This window comes from Actinomycetota bacterium (assembly GCA_035536535.1).
In the GTDB taxonomy this organism is placed as follows: domain Bacteria; phylum Actinomycetota; class JAICYB01; order JAICYB01; family JAICYB01; genus DATLNZ01.
Genome location: DATLNZ010000005.1, coordinates 1 through 16,891, shown reverse-complemented (window position 1 = coordinate 16,891; position 16,891 = coordinate 1). Strand labels below are relative to the sequence as shown.

Annotated in this window: 17 protein-coding genes and 1 tRNA gene; 4 read left to right on the top strand and 14 right to left on the bottom strand. The window is 68.9% G+C overall.

What is annotated here, in order from left to right:
• Positions 1–29: 29 nt before the first annotated feature.
• The 12 genes from VNE62_00320 to VNE62_00265 all read right to left on the bottom strand — a co-directional run bounded on the left by VNE62_00320 (position 30) and on the right by VNE62_00265 (position 10,646).
• Complete coding sequence (locus tag VNE62_00320) at positions 30–242, bottom strand: type II toxin-antitoxin system HicB family antitoxin (GenBank protein HVE90734.1); 213 nt, start codon at positions 240–242, stop codon at positions 30–32.
• Positions 243–388: 146 nt separating this feature from the next.
• Complete coding sequence (locus VNE62_00315) at positions 389–940, bottom strand: hypothetical protein (protein HVE90733.1); 552 nt, start codon at positions 938–940, stop codon at positions 389–391.
• A gap of 377 nt (positions 941–1,317) precedes the next feature.
• Positions 1,318–2,466 (bottom strand): PQQ-dependent sugar dehydrogenase, encoded by a 1,149-nt coding sequence (locus VNE62_00310; GenBank protein HVE90732.1) that lies wholly within the window; start codon positions 2,464–2,466, stop codon positions 1,318–1,320.
• 79 nt (positions 2,467–2,545) lie between these two features.
• Entirely contained in the window at positions 2,546–3,292 is a 747-nt protein-coding gene (locus VNE62_00305) for an HAD family hydrolase (GenBank protein ID HVE90731.1), read from the bottom strand.
• Positions 3,293–3,302: 10 nt separating this feature from the next.
• Complete coding sequence (locus VNE62_00300) at positions 3,303–3,662, bottom strand: hypothetical protein (GenBank protein HVE90730.1); 360 nt, start codon at positions 3,660–3,662, stop codon at positions 3,303–3,305.
• Positions 3,663–3,664: 2 nt separating this feature from the next.
• Entirely contained in the window at positions 3,665–4,693 is a 1,029-nt protein-coding gene (locus VNE62_00295) for an LLM class flavin-dependent oxidoreductase (GenBank protein HVE90729.1), read from the bottom strand.
• A gap of 31 nt (positions 4,694–4,724) precedes the next feature.
• A tRNA-Glu gene (locus VNE62_00290) sits at positions 4,725–4,798 on the bottom strand.
• Between the two features lie 58 nt (positions 4,799–4,856).
• Positions 4,857–5,795, bottom strand: a complete 939-nt coding sequence (locus VNE62_00285; protein ID HVE90728.1) for a hypothetical protein — start codon at positions 5,793–5,795, stop codon at positions 4,857–4,859.
• The gene (locus VNE62_00280; protein HVE90727.1) at positions 5,792–6,349 is read right to left on the bottom strand and encodes an RNA polymerase sigma factor; all 558 of its coding nucleotides are present in this window, start codon (positions 6,347–6,349) and stop codon (positions 5,792–5,794) included. The genes VNE62_00285 and VNE62_00280 overlap by 4 nt, the downstream gene beginning before the upstream one ends.
• A 93-nt stretch (positions 6,350–6,442) precedes the next feature.
• Positions 6,443–8,929, bottom strand: coding sequence for an endopeptidase La (lon, locus tag VNE62_00275; protein HVE90726.1), 2,487 nt, complete (start codon positions 8,927–8,929; stop codon positions 6,443–6,445).
• Complete coding sequence (locus VNE62_00270; protein ID HVE90725.1) at positions 8,926–9,396, bottom strand: Hsp20/alpha crystallin family protein; 471 nt, start codon at positions 9,394–9,396, stop codon at positions 8,926–8,928. Before VNE62_00270 ends, lon begins: the two co-directional genes overlap by 4 nt.
• Positions 9,397–9,401: 5 nt before the next feature.
• Positions 9,402–10,646 (bottom strand): hypothetical protein, encoded by a 1,245-nt coding sequence (locus VNE62_00265; GenBank protein ID HVE90724.1) that lies wholly within the window; start codon positions 10,644–10,646, stop codon positions 9,402–9,404.
• 130 nt (positions 10,647–10,776) lie between these two features.
• Here VNE62_00265 and modA point away from each other — a divergent pair, with 130 nt between their 5' ends.
• The 4 genes from modA (at position 10,777) to VNE62_00245 (ending at position 15,346) form a co-directional block, all read left to right on the top strand.
• Positions 10,777–11,589 (top strand): molybdate ABC transporter substrate-binding protein, encoded by an 813-nt coding sequence (gene modA / locus VNE62_00260; GenBank protein ID HVE90723.1) that lies wholly within the window; start codon positions 10,777–10,779, stop codon positions 11,587–11,589.
• Positions 11,590–11,671: 82 nt separating this feature from the next.
• Positions 11,672–12,280 carry a hypothetical protein gene (locus VNE62_00255; protein ID HVE90722.1) on the top strand — a complete coding sequence of 203 codons (609 nt, stop codon included), beginning with the start codon at positions 11,672–11,674 and terminating at the stop codon, positions 12,278–12,280.
• Between the two features lie 112 nt (positions 12,281–12,392).
• Positions 12,393–14,258 (top strand): 2-oxoacid:acceptor oxidoreductase subunit alpha, encoded by a 1,866-nt coding sequence (locus tag VNE62_00250; GenBank protein HVE90721.1) that lies wholly within the window; start codon positions 12,393–12,395, stop codon positions 14,256–14,258.
• A gap of 83 nt (positions 14,259–14,341) precedes the next feature.
• Complete coding sequence (locus tag VNE62_00245; GenBank protein ID HVE90720.1) at positions 14,342–15,346, top strand: 2-oxoacid:ferredoxin oxidoreductase subunit beta; 1,005 nt, start codon at positions 14,342–14,344, stop codon at positions 15,344–15,346.
• 6 nt (positions 15,347–15,352) lie between these two features.
• Here the strand turns inward: VNE62_00245 and VNE62_00240 are convergent, their stop codons facing one another.
• Both VNE62_00240 and VNE62_00235 read right to left on the bottom strand, forming a co-directional pair.
• A complete protein-coding gene (locus VNE62_00240; protein ID HVE90719.1) occupies positions 15,353–15,886 on the bottom strand; it encodes a hypothetical protein in 534 nt (177 codons plus the stop codon).
• Between the two features lie 69 nt (positions 15,887–15,955).
• On the bottom strand, positions 15,956–16,678 hold the full coding sequence (locus VNE62_00235; GenBank protein HVE90718.1) for a helix-turn-helix domain-containing protein: 723 nt from the start codon (positions 16,676–16,678) through the stop codon (positions 15,956–15,958).
• Positions 16,679–16,891: the final 213 nt, after the last annotated feature.

Sequence of the window (16,891 nt, the reverse complement as noted above, 5' to 3'; positions counted from 1 at the left end):
ACAAGGCTACCGCCGGAGCCCTCGTCAGCTCAGGCGGGGACGTCGACGTAGGTCGAAGAACTGCGGGGTCCGGGAACCTCGGATCCTTCGAGGCGCAATCCCTCGATGTGGAATCGAATGGCCTCAGTCATCTCCCGTTCCAGTTCCAGAAGAGACGCTGCTGTGGCGATGCATCCGGGCAGATCGGGTGAGTAGGCGGAGAATCCAGTCTCCGTCTCCTCCACGATCACCAGGTACCTCATCGGGTCCCCCTCAAGCCTGCCTGCGTCAGGATGCTGTTAAGCCTGCCATGTGCAGGGATGCAGACACCACTGGAGAAACCGGGAATCTCGAAGCCCGCAGGTGTTCTCGATAGCTTCCGCCTGAGACTCAGCGGCCGCGAGTCGTTCTACACCGACGGCTCGCCGCTTGGGGGCAGGGCGATCCAACCCGTCCTCACGCGCCAGTTTCGGCCCGCCCGCAGATGCTGCAGCACCGCTCGCTGGAGCGTCGTGTCCTCGGGAAGCTGCGACAGGTCGCCCGGACGGTCCGGTCCGAATACATGCGTGAGTATCTCCTCGGCGTCGTCGCGGCCTCCCGGGACCACCTCGAAGCGTCGCTGAAAGCCGATGATGTTCGAGGACGCCGGGAGATACTCGGCCAGCTGCTCGTCGAGCAGCCACGACGTGCACGTTACGACGCGCGGGACTTGATCGGCGAAGTACCGCGTGAACGCCTGGCTCATCAGCTCGAAGGCGAGGTCGCAAGCCTCGGCCGAGAGCGAGGCGCCCCGCGGGACATGCTGTGAGAGCGCCGCGTCGCCACGCCGGAAGCCAGGCCCTAACGCATCTGCCGCTTGCTCGTCGTACCAGAAGAGCGGTCCGGCTTCGGGATGGACGCAGAGCCGATAGGGGATCACGGTAAGGGGGCCGGCCTGGTACAGCAGTCCTGAGAAACGCATGGAGTCCCACCAACCAACTTCGAGCCCGGCAGAACCATGCTCCCCGCGATGCCGGGCCACTTCGGAGCCCAACCAGGACAACGTCGCCGTCGAGACGTCGTCGGGGATTCCCAGGGCTCGGTGCGCAGTCCGAATTTCGTCCAGGGCGGCCAGGATCACGTGGACTGCGAACAGCGGCCGCCCCGGCGACACGGGGAGCGGCCGTTGCGCATCGCTTCGATCCGCCAATCCGGCCACGAACTCATCGCGCGCCGCGAGCAGTTCATGGTCGTCGCTGGCAGGCAGCGAGTCGAGGACGGCCCGACCATCCGCCTCTGCGAACCCAAGCGCCGACAGCTCCTCACCCAGCCTCTCGGGCGAGGGAAAGCCCCTGGGCGTCAGACGAGTACCGGGTCGATGCGAAACACCGGGCCCCCGAGCGACAGGACGTACAGTTCGCCGGAACCGTCCTCTCCGAACGAAGCCACGAGGGGAGCGGCGGCCCCCAGGTCCGCATCGGAGACCTTCGTCCCGGCGACTTGGCGCAGGCCCCGCAGCGTTCCGAGGCAGTAGTCCGAGTAGACGTAGGTGCCCTGAAGCGACGGAATCCGCGTGCCGCGGTACACGTAGCCCCCGGTCACCGCGCACGTCCCCCGGTCGTTTGCGTACTCGTGGATGGGCGGCACGTGGTTGGGCGGTTCCGTCCCCCCGTTGTAGGGGTGCGTGCCCTCCATCTGACGCCAGCCGTAGTTCTCGCCTCCGAGGCTGGAGGCGGGCCGGTAGTCGATCTCCTCCCACAGGTTCTGTCCCACGTCGCCGATCCAGATGTCGCCGGTGACCCTGTCGAAGGAAAACCGCCACGGGTTGCGCAGCCCGTACGACCAGATCTCCGGACGCGCCCCCGCCACGCCCACGAACGGGTTGCCCGCCGGGATGGTGTAGGCGGCCGTCCCGGAAGGGCGGGGGTCGATCCGCAGGATCTTTCCGAGAAGCGTGTTGAGCGATTGGCCGTTGTTCTGCGGGTCGCCGCCGCTGCCCCCATCGCCGGTCGCGATGTACAGGTGGCCGCCCGGCCCGAAGGCCAGGGCCCCCCCGTTGTGGTTGGCGAAGGGCTGGTCGATGAACAGAAGGTCGCGGCGGGAAGCGTGATCGGCCCGGCCCCCCGACATCCGGAACTCCGACACCCGTGTGTCCCCCGCAGGGTCGGTGAAGTTGACGTACATCAGGGATCCGTCCCGGGAGAAGACCAGGCCGAGTAGTCCCCGCTCACCGCCCGAGGAGATCTGGCCCGTGAGGTCCAGCGCGGGAGCCGGGTCCACGACCCCATCGTGGATGGCCATGACGCGGCCCGTCTGCTCTGCCACGTAAAGGGCGTTGTCCCCGGGCCGGGTCGCCGTGGCGACCGGCATCTGGAGGGTGGCGACCGGCGTCAGACGCAGAAGCGGCACGGGAACCGGGACCTGAGAACCCACGGGAGCAGGGGCCAGCGACATCACCAGAGCCATGGCCGACACAGCCATCGCCACACGAACCGCGCGGATCCTCACCTGCGGCCTTTCGCTCGTCCGGTCCTTAGACCCTTCGACGCGGGGGCCTCGCATCCTGCCGGACGCCCCCCAGAGGTGCCTAGACAGCCACGCCCAGCCTGCGCAGGGCGTCGGGAAGCTCCCAGTGCGTCGACACGACCTCATCGGCCTCGTCCCCGGCGTCGTCTGACTCTGACTTGGCGAAGATCGGGGAGCCGGACCCCCGGAGGGCGGTGATCCTCACCGTCTTCATCCCCGCGCCGCGGGCGCCGGTGACATCCGTGCGCAGCAGGTCGCCGACGTGCACGGCTTCCGCCGGTGAGACCGCCAGCCCGTCCAGCGCCGCCAGGAACATGCGCCTGTCCGGCTTGGGCACGCCCACCTCGTTGGAGAACGCGTAGAACTCCAGGTGCCCGGCAAGCCCCAGCTGCTCCATGAACCGCCGGACGACCCGTCCCGGGGTGAAGCCGGTGTCGCAGACCAGAGCCGTACGGATACCTGCCTCACGCAGCAGCTTCAGGGATTCCACGGCCCCCGGCAGCGCCTCGACGTCACCTTCCTGAGCGGCGTCCTCGAACGCGGCGCACAGGGTGGCCGACAGCTCCTCCGGGCCCCCGAGCTCTCGGACGCAGAAATCAGCCATGCCCTCCGAGCCGTAGTGGCAGCCGGAGACCCAAGAGTCGTAGTGGGTGCGCCAGGCGCGGTCCAGAAGCTCACGGGCGTCGGCCACCGTCAGTTTGCCTCCGCTGTGCTCCGCCAGCGCCCGCACGCGGGTGGACGAGACGCACGTGTAGTCGCGGTCGGTGAGAAGCGTGCCCCAGCAGTCGAAGGTGACGGCGCGGATCATCTGTCTGCCTTCAGCGGCCAGCTGTGAGCATCGCGCGCACCGACACCGCACCCACGAACAGGGCCACGATCGAGGCCACCGTGACCGCCCTCCTCGGTGAGTCCCCCCGAAATGCCCACGACAGTGCAGCCGCGATCAGCACTACAAAGCCGTAGAAGACGTGGAATCCGGGTTCGGCCCCCAGCTGGTTGAGCAGGATCACGCCCGCGACCACCTGAACCGCCAGCACCGCCTGGCCGGCGACCACGGCCTTCCAGAACGTCCTCGGTGGTGGCATCCGCTTTCGGACCCATCCCAGGCCCCAGAGCCCGACGGCGAGGTTGACCGCAACCACCACGTAGGCCCAGACGCCGTGGAACGCGCGAAACATGCTCAGGACCTCAGGGCCGGGATCACGCGGGAGCCGATGATCTCGACAGCCCGCGACTGGACGTCCAGCGGCATGCCGGAGAAGTAGGACCTGCAGATGAAGTGGACGTCGTCGCCCAGAGCGTCCCGAAACTGCTTCAGCTCCTCGACGACCTGTTCCGGCGTCCCGCAGATGATCGTCGACCGCAACTGTGCCTCCTCGTCGGCGGTGAGCGGCGGGGGCGACGCCGCGGTATCGGAGCCCCGGGCGGCCCCCATGTCGGGGTACTTCCAGCGCAGGTAGTGGTACCACGGCTTCACCAACTCCCACGCGTCGCCTTCGTCCCACGCGAACACAGGAACGTGCAGTCCGAAGCGGAAGTCGGAGGGATCGCGTCCGGCCTGCCGGAGTCCCTCCATCGCCAGCTTGTGCGCCCGCCGGAACCCGTCGATGCCGGACGTCCCGGACGAAGACCCCAGGAACCCGTCGGCGATGCGCCCGGCGCGTCGTATTGCCGGCTCGGCGAAGCCGCCTATCCACAGCGGGATCGGGACGTGGGGCTTGGGCGTGACGTTGACCCGGTCCAGGCGCCAGTGCCGGCCCTCATGCGAGAAGGCTCCCGGCCCCCAGGCGCCGCGCAGGATCGCCACCGTCTCGCGCAGCCTCGAAGCGCGCTCGCCCAGCGGCACCCCCAGCACCTCGAACTCCTCCGGACGCCACCCCGCCCCGATCCCGAGAACCAGGCGGCCGCCGGACAGAAGCTGGACCGTGGCGGCGTCCTCGGCGAGCCGAAGCGGGTGGTGCAGCGGGGCCAGCAGGACGCCGGTGCCGATGGTGATGCGCTGCGTGGCCTGGGCGATTGCCGCCGACAGGACCAGCAGCGAGGGCATGTAGCCGTCGTCGAGGAAGTGGTGCTCGGACGTCCACACGGAGTCGAACCCGGACTTCTCCGCCAGCACGGACAGCTCCACCGCCTCGCGGTAGACGTCGGCGTCGGACCGGGTGTCGCCCGGGTGCCTTTGACACGTGATCAGGCCGAAGCCGACTCGCACTCGACCGTCCTCGCCCTCGAAATGGCCGCCGTAGGGACGACGGGATTCGAACCCGCGTTTCAGGCGTGAAAGGCCTGCGTGCTAACCAGGCTGCACCACGTCCCCGAGGAGGCCAAAGTACACGAGGCGCGGCCGCATTGCGGCCGCGCCTCGTGCGTCCGCGTCAGCGCACGACCAGCCTGATCGGCGGTGTACGCAGCCCCCCCGGCCCGCGGCTCGAGTCGTCCGGAGAGGGAGCCGGCCGGTAGGTGGGCGGCGGCTTCGTGGGAAAGGGGTCGAGCGACGGCGACCGCTGCGGGTCTCGCTGATCCATGGGCGTCGGCCGGGGAGCCGGCGTCCAGACCGGCGCCTGCTCCGTCCCGCACGCGCACCCGCCGATGACCTCCCAGTTGCCCGGCTGGCGCGGGTCCAGCTGGACGTCGAAGCTCAGGCGCTGACCGGGTCCCATCGAAAACGAGTGGTCCGGCGATTGCTCCGGAGCCGTGCACTGGAACTCTCTGGCCGGCGACGACCGGTCGTGAAGCAACGCCATCGCACCCACCGGGCAGTCGGTGTAGGTCCAGACCTTCAGCGGTGACGAAGAGCGGTTCTCGAGTGACAGTGTCACGCGCAGCGGATGTGCCCCGGAGTGCTCGTTGGCGTGGGTCTCGGTCTCCAGCCGCAGCCCCGAAGGGTGCTGGACCCACGCCGTGTGCGGTGACGAGTATCCGTGGTCCAGCCGGCCGTCCCGGCTGGGCGAGCCGGAGGGGGTCGGGAGAATCCCAGCGTCCCGGGCGCGATCCTCCACCTCGCGCCGGACCGCGCCGACCGCACGGCGCGGGTCCGGCAGCGGGCTGCCCGGCAGTGACGGCGCCGACAGGGCCGGCGCAGAGGTCGCCTTGGGCGCGGACGCCGGGGGCGTGGAGCGCATGGCCGCCGCGGCTCCCGCAGCCATGACGACCGTCGCCATGGCGATGGCCGCCGCGCGTCCAAACCTGGGGTGCCCCCGGTCCTGCCGGCTGACCCGGCGCATCACCGAGTCCGTGAAGCCGTCGTCGGACGGGTCTTCGGGTCGTGCCCTGCGCAGAAGAGAGTCAAGCCTTTCGTCAATCATCTCGTTCACCTTTCGAACATCCATGGGGACAGCGACTCGGCCAGCCGGCGGCGGGCCTCGTGCAACCGGGAGCGGACGGTCCCGACCGGACATCCCTCTGCCTCGGCCACCTCCTCGTAGGACATCCCCGCTTCGCGGAGCACGAAGGTCGTCCTGAAGGGATCCTCGAGGGCGGCGACCGCGGCCTGCACCGCATGCCGCAGGTCCAGTGCATCGGTCGGATCTCCCGCCACCGGCACCTCGTCTACCGGGACCGGACGGCGAACCTCCCGCCTCAGCATCTCCACACTCGTGTTGCGCGCCACGGTGAAGGCCCAGGCGACGAACCTCCCGGAGGTGTCGCGTTCGCCGAGCCCGCGCCACATCCGAACGAGGGACTCCTGCGCCGCATCGTCGCCCAGCTGGTCGTCGCGCAGGATCCGCCGGCACAGCGAGCGCATCGGCCCCTGAAGCATCAGAACGAGTTGCTCAAACGCGTCCAGGTCACCCCCGGCGGCCCGGGCCGCCAAGGGGTCCAGATCGTCTTCGTCCATCTGAGTCCGGATCTGGTCCACGGCGTACACATTGCCTCCCCGCGGTTTGCCGTCACCAGGGACGACGAGACGGGAGGCCGAAAAGTTCGCGAGTCTGAACGGCCGGGACGTACGAACGGCCGGTCAGGCCTTGGCGGAGGCTCTGCCCCGGAGCGCGACCGTTCCCGACGGCGACACCAACTCCGCCGGCTTCAGGGCGGTGACCGGCTTCACCAGAGCCTCCCGCAGGACCTCGTCCATGTGCTCAACGAGCACGAACCGCAGGTCCTTGCGGACCAGGTCCGGGACGTCGCGCAGGTCCGGTTCGTTGTCGCGCGGCAGGATCACGGTCTTCACGCCGGACCGGTGCGCCGCGATGACCTTCTCCTTGATTCCACCCACCGGCAGGACCTTCCCGCGCAGCGTTATCTCGCCGGTCATGGCCACCCGCCGACGGACCGGATTGCGCGTGATCGCCGACACCATGGCCACGACCATCGTCACCCCGGCGGACGGACCGTCCTTCGGGATCGCCCCGGCGGGCACGTGGACGTGGACCTCGTAGTCGTCGTACCAGTTCTCCGGCGCCCCGATCTGAGCGGAGCGTGACCTGGCGTATGTGAGCCCGGCCCTTGCCGACTCCTTCATCACGTCACCCAACTGGCCGGTGAGCACGAAGCTGCCTTTGCCCGGCACCAGCACCGCCTCGACGAACAGGATGTCGCCGCCGACGGGGGTCCAGGCGAGTCCGGTCGCCACCCCGACCTCATCGCGCCCGGACACGATGTCGCCGCGGATGAGCGGCGGCCCCAGCATTTCGTCCAGGTCCTTGCCGCGGACCGTGACCTTTTTGGTCTCTCCGGCCGCGATGCGGCGAGCGACCTTTCGCAGCACCGACGCTATCTGCCTTTCGAGGTTCCGGACCCCCGCCTCGGACGTGTACTCGCGTACCAGCCTGCGAAGCGCGTCGTCGGACACGGCCGCGCGCTTGGGGGTCAGCCCGTGGTCGACGAGCTGCCTGGGCAGCAGGTGATGCTTGGCGATGTCCAGCTTCTCGGGCTCGGTGTAGCCGCGCAGCTCGATGATCTCCATGCGGTCGCGAAGGGGGCCGGGGATGGCGTCCAGAAAGTTGGCCGTGCAGATGAACATCACCCGGGATAGGTCGATCGGGACCTCCAGGTAGTGGTCCGAGAACGAGTGGTTCTGCTCGGGGTCCAGCACCTCGAGCAGCGCGGCGGAGGGGTCGCCGCGGAAGTCCGCCCCGAGCTTGTCGATCTCGTCGAGCATCATCACGGGGTTGATCGACCCGGCCTTGTGCAGCCCCTGGACGATGCGTCCCGGCAGCGCGCCGACGTAGGTGCGCCTGTGGCCGCGGATCTCGGCCTCGTCCCGGACCCCGCCCAGCGACATCCGCACGAACGACCGCCCGAGCGCCTTGGCGATCGACTGTCCCAGCGACGTCTTTCCCACCCCCGGGGGCCCCGAGAAGCACAGGATCGGGCTGCGGCGGTCCGGACGCAGCTTCGTGACGGCCAGGTACTCGAGGATACGGTCCTTGACCTTGTCCAGCCCGTGGTGGTCGGCGTCCAGGACGGTCTTGGCGTGGTCGAGGTCGCCGTTGTCGGTGGTCTGCTTCGTCCACGGGACGTCCACCAGCCACTGGATGTATGTCCTGGTGACCGTCTCCTCGGGAGACCCCCGCTGCATCCGGTCCAGCCGAGCCAGTTCACGCTCGGCCGCCGCGCACGCTGAGTCCGGCATGCCGGACTCCCGCACCTTCTGTCGCAGCTCCTCGATCTCCCCGGACTGCTCGTCGGTCTCGCCGAGCTCCTTGCGGATCACCTCCAGCTGGCGGCGCAGGAACTGCTCGCGCTGCATCCGCTGCACGTCCTGGGACAGCTCCTGCTGGGCCTTGATCGACAGCTCCAGCAGGCCCAGCTCCTGGTTGAGCAGGGAGTCCAGCTCTTCCAGCCGCCGCTCGACGTCCAGCTCCTCGAGCAGCCTTTGCTTGTCGCCAATCGCGATGTTGAGGTTCGCCGAGAGCAGGTCGGCCAGGTCACCGGGGTCGCGCACGTTCATGGCGGCCACGGCGAACTGCGGAGGTATGTAGGGCGCCATCTCGGCCACCCTGCGGAACGTGGTCAGCACGGTCCTGAGAAGCGCCTGCGCCCGCTCCGTGGGCGGCGTCTCCTCCAGCGGCTGCACGCGCGCCACCAAAAACGGATCCCGGCTCACCCACTCGATAAAGCGGACCCTGGTCAGCCCCTGAACCGCGATCTGTGTCGCGCCGGTCGGCAGACGCAGCAGCTCCGCGATGCGCGCGGAAGTCCCCACCTCGAAAAGCGCTTCGGGCGACGCCGGTCCTTCCGCATCGGGGGTCAGGGGGGCCTTGAGCGTGGCGGTGGCCAGCATCCTGTCGCCGCCGGCGACCTGTTCGATAAGGCGAAGCGACGCTTCGCGCGCGACGGTCACCGGCAGGGCCAGTCCCGGGAACAGCACCGACTCCTGCAGGGGCAGGACGGGCAGCTCTTCGACCTGTGCGGTCGGTGCGGTCGGTGCGGAGGGCGCCTCCGTCCGCCGCTTGTCCACGACCCGGACCTTCGGCCGCTGCTTTGGTTCCGGCGGCGTCATCCGGCGATGCCCGGCCCCTTGGGGCTTTCGATCTGGACCCTCTTGGCAATCCGGGGGACCTTGCGGAACCTGATAGTGAGCAGACCCGAGTCCATGGTGGCCTTGGAGGCCGACGAGTCGATCGGCTGCGGCAGTCGCAGGCGGCGCTCAAAGGCGCCGAAGGGGATCTCGAGCTGAAGTGGCGCCCCCTCCCGGCACCCGTTCACCCGGTCTGCGGGCAGTCCGCGCTCGCCCATGATGGCGACGTCGTTCTGGTCCACCTCCACCGTCACCCGTTCGGGGTCTATGCCCGCCAGGTCCACCACCACGACGTACTCCTCTGGACAGTCATAGACGTCGACGTTGGGAGCCCAGGTCCGGCGGCGCGATCGGGGTCCGGACTGGCGCAGCAGATGGTCTATGACCTCCTCGAAGTGCCTCTCCAGGTGGTCGGAGCCGTCGCCGGTGCGCCTGATGTGCCTGACCATGACCTCTAGGCGGCGGGTGTGAGCCTGTAGACGTCAAAGCCGCGGCTCATGTCGTTTGCGAACACGTAGCCGGGAAACGCCTCCGGCCACATCTTCGCCGCCCAAGTGTCGGCGTTGGCGGGCTTGTGGGAGGCGATGGTGCGCGCTCCGGCCCCCGTGGCGGCGCCCGTTCCGGCGGCACCGACGCGCAGCAGGTCGCCGAAGTCGATGACGTGGACCCCCGCGGTGTACCAGGCGACGGCCAGCGTTCTGCCGTCGGGGTTGATCCGGAACACGTGCGACGTGCATCCCTGCCGTACGCCCTCCCGCACGTAGGTCGGATCCGCCCAGAAGACTCCCACCTTCACCGGCGCCTGCTCCACGGAGATGTCGTAAACGTGAATTCCGCCTCCCGGGCACGCCGGGCCCACGACCCCGCCGCCGACCTCGTCGGAGACCAGCAGGTACCTGCCGTCGGGGGTCGGGTCGGCCTGGTGGGAGATCTCGATTTCGGGGTGTGCGAGCGTCGTCACCAGCACCGGGCGCTCCGGATCCTCGGTGTTGACGATGTCCGTGTGTCCTATCGCGGCCACGTACGCGCGCCGCCCATCCGCGCTGAAGGTGATGTCGTGGGGCTGCGTGCCCGGCATGTAGAACCAGTTCTGGACCAGCCTCGGCTGGGCCGGGTCGGCGATGTCCCAGATGTGGATGTACGCCTTGACCCCGCTCAAGTCGGCGTTGGACACGTAGACGTATCGGCCCCCGGGGTGCAGGGTCACGTTGTGCGCCCCCCGTGGCACGTTGGCGATGCCGATCACCCTCGGGTTGAGGGGGTCGGAGACGTCCGCGGTGGCGAAGCCTATGAACTGCCTGCTTGATCCGTCGGACATGACGCAGGTCCCACGGCTGTCGGCCGCCATGACAAGAGTCGTTCCCCTGATCTGGACGTCGTTCTGGTTCAGCCAGCACGGCACCTGCGCCACGACCCTGGGTTGATGGGGGACGGAGATGTCGATCACCTGCACGGGCGCGTTGAGCCTGCCCGCGAAGGCGTAGCGGCGACCGGCGAGCGTGGCGAACTCGAAGTCACTGCCTCCGGAGTATTCGACCTGCGCGACGTGCTCGAGGCTGCTGCTCTGGGCTGCCGTCGTCCCCGCGGCCGTCGGCCGGTCCAGGAGAGCGGGGGGCTGCCGGCGCGAGGCCGCCGTAGCGCTGGCCGTGGTGGCGATCGCCAGCGCGGCTAGCAGGCACACGATGCGCTGCAGGGTCATTTGGCGGCCTTTGGCTCCGGGCGATTCAGGGGACGTCCAAGTATCGCAGATGGGTTCGCCGGAACCGGCTCCCCGACCTGCCCGGCAGGTGGAGTGTCTTCTGGACGTGGATCAGTGGCACAATCCCTCGATGACTCCACACCTGCTGCGTCGGCTGCTGGCCGCGGCCGTCCTGGCCGTCGTCGCGACGGCATGTGGCGACGCCGAGCTAAAGCCGAAGGTCACGCCGGACCCGAGGCTCAACGTCACCGGTCCTCCGTCGATGAACCTGGAAGGCACCATCACCGTCGCAGCGGCCGCTCCTCTCACCGACGCGATGAAGCAGCTGGAGCAGGCCTACGAGGACGAGAACCGGAAGGTGAAGGTGGAGCTGAAGCTCGGTGTGTCCTCGGAGCTTGCCTCCCAGATGCGACACGGGACGGCCGCCGACGTGTTCGCCACCCCCGACGAGGCGGACATGAAGACGCTGGAGCAGGCCGGCCTGATATCGGACCGGTCCCGCGCCTTCACGCGCGACAAGCTGCAGATCGTGGTGCGGCCGGGCAACCCGAAGAAGGTCCAGGGTCTTGCGGATCTGGCGAACGAACCCATCCGGGCCGGGTGGGCAGTGGCGCGGGTGCCGGCGGGCAAGGCGGCGGCCGAAGCCGTGGCCAAGTCGGGCAAGCAGATCACGCCGGACTTCCAGGAGCCCGACTCGAAGTCCGTGGTCAACAAGGTCGCCCAGGGCTCGATGGATGCGGGCCTGGCCTGGGCTTCCGACGTGAAGGCCGCCGGCAACAAGGTGTCGGCGGTCGAGGTTCAGCCCCCGACCTCGGTCATTTACCCCATGGCGGTGCTCAAGGCGACGAAGAACCTCGCGGCGGCCCAGTCCTTCACGGGTTTCGTGCTGTCGCAGCGGGGCCAGGCGATCCTGCAGGGACTCGGATTCCTGCCTCCCCAGTAGCGCTGCCTGGTCGCCTGTTGGCGCGAAGCCAGCGGCCATGGCAAAGTGTGCCGGCACCACTTCCAGACCACCGGAGGATTTGATGGCCCGTGTGCTCCGCTTGCTCGCCTGCTTTGCCGCGACCGCCGCACTCGTGCTGTCGGGGGGGTCGCCCGCTCTGGCGCAGGTGGAAGACATCTCGTGTGACTCCTTCGAGACCCAGGAGGAGGCCCAGGACTACTACGACTCCAACGGCCGTCCGCAGCAGCTGGACCCCGACAAAAACGGGCGGGCCTGCGACCAGCTTCCGCGGGAGAGCGAAGGCGAGGGCGGGGGCGGTGACCTTCCGCAGCTGGACGACGCCGAGTGCACCGACTTCGACAGCCAGGCGGAGGCTCAGGCCTTCTTTGAGGAGGAAGGGGGACCGGCCCAGGACCCCCACGGGCTGGACGCAGACCGCAACGGCAAGGCGTGCGACAACCTCGCCGCCGCCGGCCGCACGACCGCGGCGGCAGCCGCATCCCCGGCGCCCGTGCGACCCGCCGCTGCGGCAGCCAAGACCGACGGCCTGCCCCGCAGCGGATCCAACACGGTGTGGATCGCGCTGTTCGGGCTTGCGGCCCTGGAGGCAGGCTGGGGGCTCCTGCTGCTGTCCGGGCGGCTGTCCCGGACGACGCCGCCTCCCTGGCTGAGGGGCCGCGTCCGCAGGTAACCAGGCTTAACCCGCCCGGCCTCCCGGGCTGAGGTTTTTCCGCGCGCCCCTATACTGGTGTCACGGGCTCTTGCAGTGTGCCCGGCCCCCGTTCTCCCCGTCAGGAGCCCGCATGGCCGCCCCCAAGACCGTCCAGGAGATCGACAAGGTCGTCATCCGCCTCGCCGGAGACTCCGGCGACGGAATGCAGGTGACGGGAGACCGCTTTACCAACGCGACCGCGGTCCTGGGCAACGACCTCGCCACGCTGCCCGACTTCCCGGCCGAGATCCGCGCACCGGCCGGGACTCTGTTCGGTGTGTCGGGATTTCAGCTGCACTTCGCGGACCACGACATTCTCACTCCCGGCGACTCGCCGAATGTGCTGGTCGCGATGAACCCGGCGGCACTCAAGACCAACCTGGGCGACCTTCTGCCGGGCGGCATCGTCATCGCCAACACCGACGCTTTCGAAGACCGCAACCTCGCCAAGGCGGAGTACACGTCGAACCCGCTGACGGACGGGACCCTGCAGGACTACCAGCTCTTCGAGGTGCCCCTCAACAAGCTCACCCTGGGCGCCCTCGAGGGGATCAAGGGCCTCAGCCAGAAGGAGGCCCTGCGCTCGAAGAACATGTTCGCCCTGGGCCTTCTGTCCTGGATGTTCTCGCGCCCGGTCGAGGGCACCGAGGACTGGGTGTCCCGCAAGTTCGGGTCGCGTCCGGAGATCGCCGAGGCCAACGTCAAGGCGTTCCGCGCCGGCTACGCCTTCGGCGAGACGACAGAGGTCTTCACCCACAGCTACTCGATCAAGCCCGCGAAGCTGGCGCCGGGCACGTACCGCAACGTCACCGGGAACACGGCGCTGGCCTACGGGCTGGTCGCCGCGGGGGAGCGGTCAGGGGTGCAGGTCTTCCTCGCCGGCTACCCGATCACCCCGGCTTCCGATGTGCTCCACGAGCTGTCCAGGCACAAATCGTTCGGCATCAAGACGATGCAGGCCGAAGACGAGATCTCGGCCGCCGGCGCGGCGCTGGGCGCATCGTTCGGGGGGTCGCTGGGGGTAACGATCACCTCCGGCCCGGGCCTGGACCTGAAAGCTGAGACGATCAGCCTCGGCATCTCCGTGGAGCTGCCCATGCTGGTGTTCGACATCCAGCGGGCCGGGCCGTCCACCGGCATGCCGACCAAGACCGAGCAGGCCGACCTGATGCTGGCGATGTACGGACGCCACGGCGAGTCGCCGCTGCCGATCCTGGCCCCCCGCAGTCCCTCGGACTGCTTCGACATCGTCCTGGAGGCGGCGAGGATCGCCCTGAAGTACCGGACCCCGGTCATCGTGCTGTCCGACGCGTTTCTGGCCACGGGGGCCGAGCCGTGGAAGCTGCCGGACGTGGACGAGCTGCCCGACCTCAGCCGGGTCTTCGAGTTCACGACCGCGTCCAACCACGAGTCCGGGGAGTTCTGGCCCTTTCTGCGCGACCCCGTGACGCTCGCGCGGCCCTGGGCGATCCCGGGGACCCCCGGACTGGAGCACCGGATCGGGGGCCTGGAGAAGTCCGACGGCCGCGGCGACATCAGCTACGACCCGGACAACCACGACCGCATGGTGCGGCTGCGGGCGGCCAAGATCGCCGGGATCGCCCGCGACATCCCCGCCGCCGAGGTCACCGGCGACGCCGACGCCGATGTGCTCGTGCTCGGGTGGGGCTCCACCTACGGGCCTATCCGCGCGGCCTGCCGGCGCGTCCGCACCAAGGGCCACAAGGTGGCGCAGCTGCACCTGCGCCACCTGAACCCGTTCCCGGCGAACCTGGGCGACGTCCTGCGTTCCTACAGCAGCGTCGTCATCCCCGAGATCAACCTCGGACAGCTCCTGCGGCTGGTCCGCGCGGAGTACCTCGTAGACGCGCACGGATACCAGAAGGTGACCGGGGCCCCCTTTAAGGCTGGAGAGCTCGAGTCGGTGCTGCTGCACCACCTGGGAGGAGCGAGTTGAGCGAAGGCAACGGACACCCCAACGGGACCGGCATCGGTGACGGGACCGGCGATCGCGCCGTAACCGCTCAGGGCGCGGTCACATTGCCGCTGACCAAAAAGGACTACACGTCCGATCAGGACGTCAGGTGGTGCCCCGGCTGCGGTGACTACGCGGTGCTCGCGGCCGTCCAGACGTTCATGCCGGAACTGGGGATTCCCCGTGAGAACACCGTTTTCATCTCAGGCATAGGGTGCTCTTCGAGGTTCCCGTACTACATGGAGACCTACGGGTTCCACACCATCCACGGCAGGGCCCCCGCGATCGCCACCGGGCTTTCCGTCACCAGGCCGAACCTCGACGTGTGGGTCGTGACCGGCGACGGCGACGCCCTGTCCATCGGCGGCAACCACCTGATCCACGCGATGCGCCGAAACGTCAACCTCACGATCCTTCTGTTCAACAACCAGATCTACGGCCTCACCAAGGGCCAGTACTCGCCGACCTCAGAGCTGGGCAAGGTGACGAAGTCGACACCGTTCGGGTCCGCCGACTACCCGTTCAACCCGGTGTCCCTGGCCCTGGGGGCCGAGTGCTCGTTTGTCGCCCGGACCATCGACTCAGACCGGGCGCACCTGACCGAGATCCTGCGCAAGGCGTCAAAGCACAAGGGGACCAAGTTCATCGAGATCTACCAGAACTGCAACATCTTCAACGACGACGCTTTCATCGCCCTGACCGGACGCGACACCAAAAAGCTCAACCAGATCCGGCTGGAGCACGGCAAGCCCGTGCGCTTCGGTCCGAACAACGAGCGCGGCGTGACGGCGAGCCACGACGGGACGCTGAGAATCGTCGACGTCGAGGAGGTCGGGGAGGACCGGCTGGTCATCCACGACGAACGCGCTCTGGACGCGGCGCACGCGTTCGCGCTGTCGCGGCTGTCCCACACCCCGACCGGACCGACCCCCATCGGGATGTTCCGGCAGGTGGACCGCCCCACCTACGAGGAACTGCTCGACCGCCAGGTGGCCCAGGCCAGGCAGAAGGGCCCGGGCGATCTCAACCGGCTACTGCGGTCCGGGGACACCTGGGACGTCGTCGCCTGACCGGATTCAGTCGCCCGTTTGGCCCTGTTCCTGCTCATGGTCGTCGTCCGGCGGTGTCTGTGCGGGGGCCCTCGTCGAGGTGGGGTGTGGCGACCGGTCCTCGGGTGACGACTCCGGGGTCACAGTGGGGGAGACGGTTGCCCTCGCCACGGCCGCCACAGGGCCCGGGCGCTGCGGCGCCGGGTTGCCCAGGGGCCGCTGGCCGCCCGACGGGACGCAGAACCCCTCCTTGATGTCGTAGCGCGACCCGTCCACGCAGTCGGGTCTGCGGGGCTTGAGCAGCACGCACTGACCGGACTTGGAGTCGCACGTGTAGCCCACGCCGCACGCCGTGCAGGTATTCGTCGCGGGCTGAGCGGATGCCGCGGGCGCCTCGGGACGGGCCGGGACGTCGGAGGCGCGTCCGGGCGCCAGGACCGACGCAGCCAGCAGCACCACTCCGAATACACCGCTGGCCGTAAGGGGACCCCTGAAGGTCTGGATCCAGGCCTGCCAGGAACCACCGGAGAACCAGCTTCTGGATGAAAGGGAATTGTGCATAGGCGTCCTCGCCGGGTCGCGCCGACACTAGCGGCCAGACGGCGGGGAAGCGAGGAACTGGGGAGGGAGCTACTCGGAGGCCGCGGAGGGGGCCGTCGCGACCTCGCGGATGCACACGTCGTGGCCGTGGGCCTTGGAGGCGTGCTCCCTGACGGTCCGGGGTTTGAGGTCGAACTCTTCGAGGATCCCCTGGATGATGGCCCTGTCGAGGCGGCACACCTCCTGGTTGGGGGCCTCCATCGCCACCCGCCCGAAGGGGCAGTTGTCGGTGGTGATCCAGACGGAGCCGTCGGCGTCCTGCTCCACCGAAGGGACGAACCCCAGCCGTTCCAGGACGTCGCGGACGCAGTCGGCTCCGGATCCGGACGTGTGCGGCCTCATCGACGCCGCCATCTGCCTGCCAAACTCGCGGCCGACCGACTCCAGGCCGGCCCCCGACGTCAGCGCCCTCAGCAGAAGGTGCGCCAGCAGGTCGTAGTGGCGGTCCGGCACTGAAAAGGAAACCTCCTGGTCGGAGGCCGAGTACAGCTTCGAGGGGCGTCCGGCCCCCGGCCCCCGCTTGCCGTTCACGCGGCGGAATTCCGCGCGGAGCAGTCCGGCCGCCAGGAGCTTGTCGAGGTGGAACTTGGCCGCGTTGCGGTGGATCCCGAAGTGCTCGGCGATGTCGTTGACCGTCAGGGGTGAGTGCCGCTGCTTGACGTGCAGGTACATGGCTCGCCGGGTGGGGTCGCCCAGTACCGCCGAGATCCGGTCGGTGTCCTGAGGCTCGAAGAAAGGTGTCGTCGGTTCCATCGTCTGCGATCCCCGGGGGCTCGGGCACGGCGTGGGCACGGCGGGGCCCCTTCGCGTCGAAGCCTACTCCCGCTCTGGAGGACTGTAAAGCTCAGCTGCGTTGGCTCTAGATTTGACAGCGATGCCACCATGGACGGACGCAAAAGGTTTGGCCTTCCCGGGCCCACGGTAGGAGAGGTGTCCCTGGAGGCTGCCGGCCCGCCCTCGGTCAGG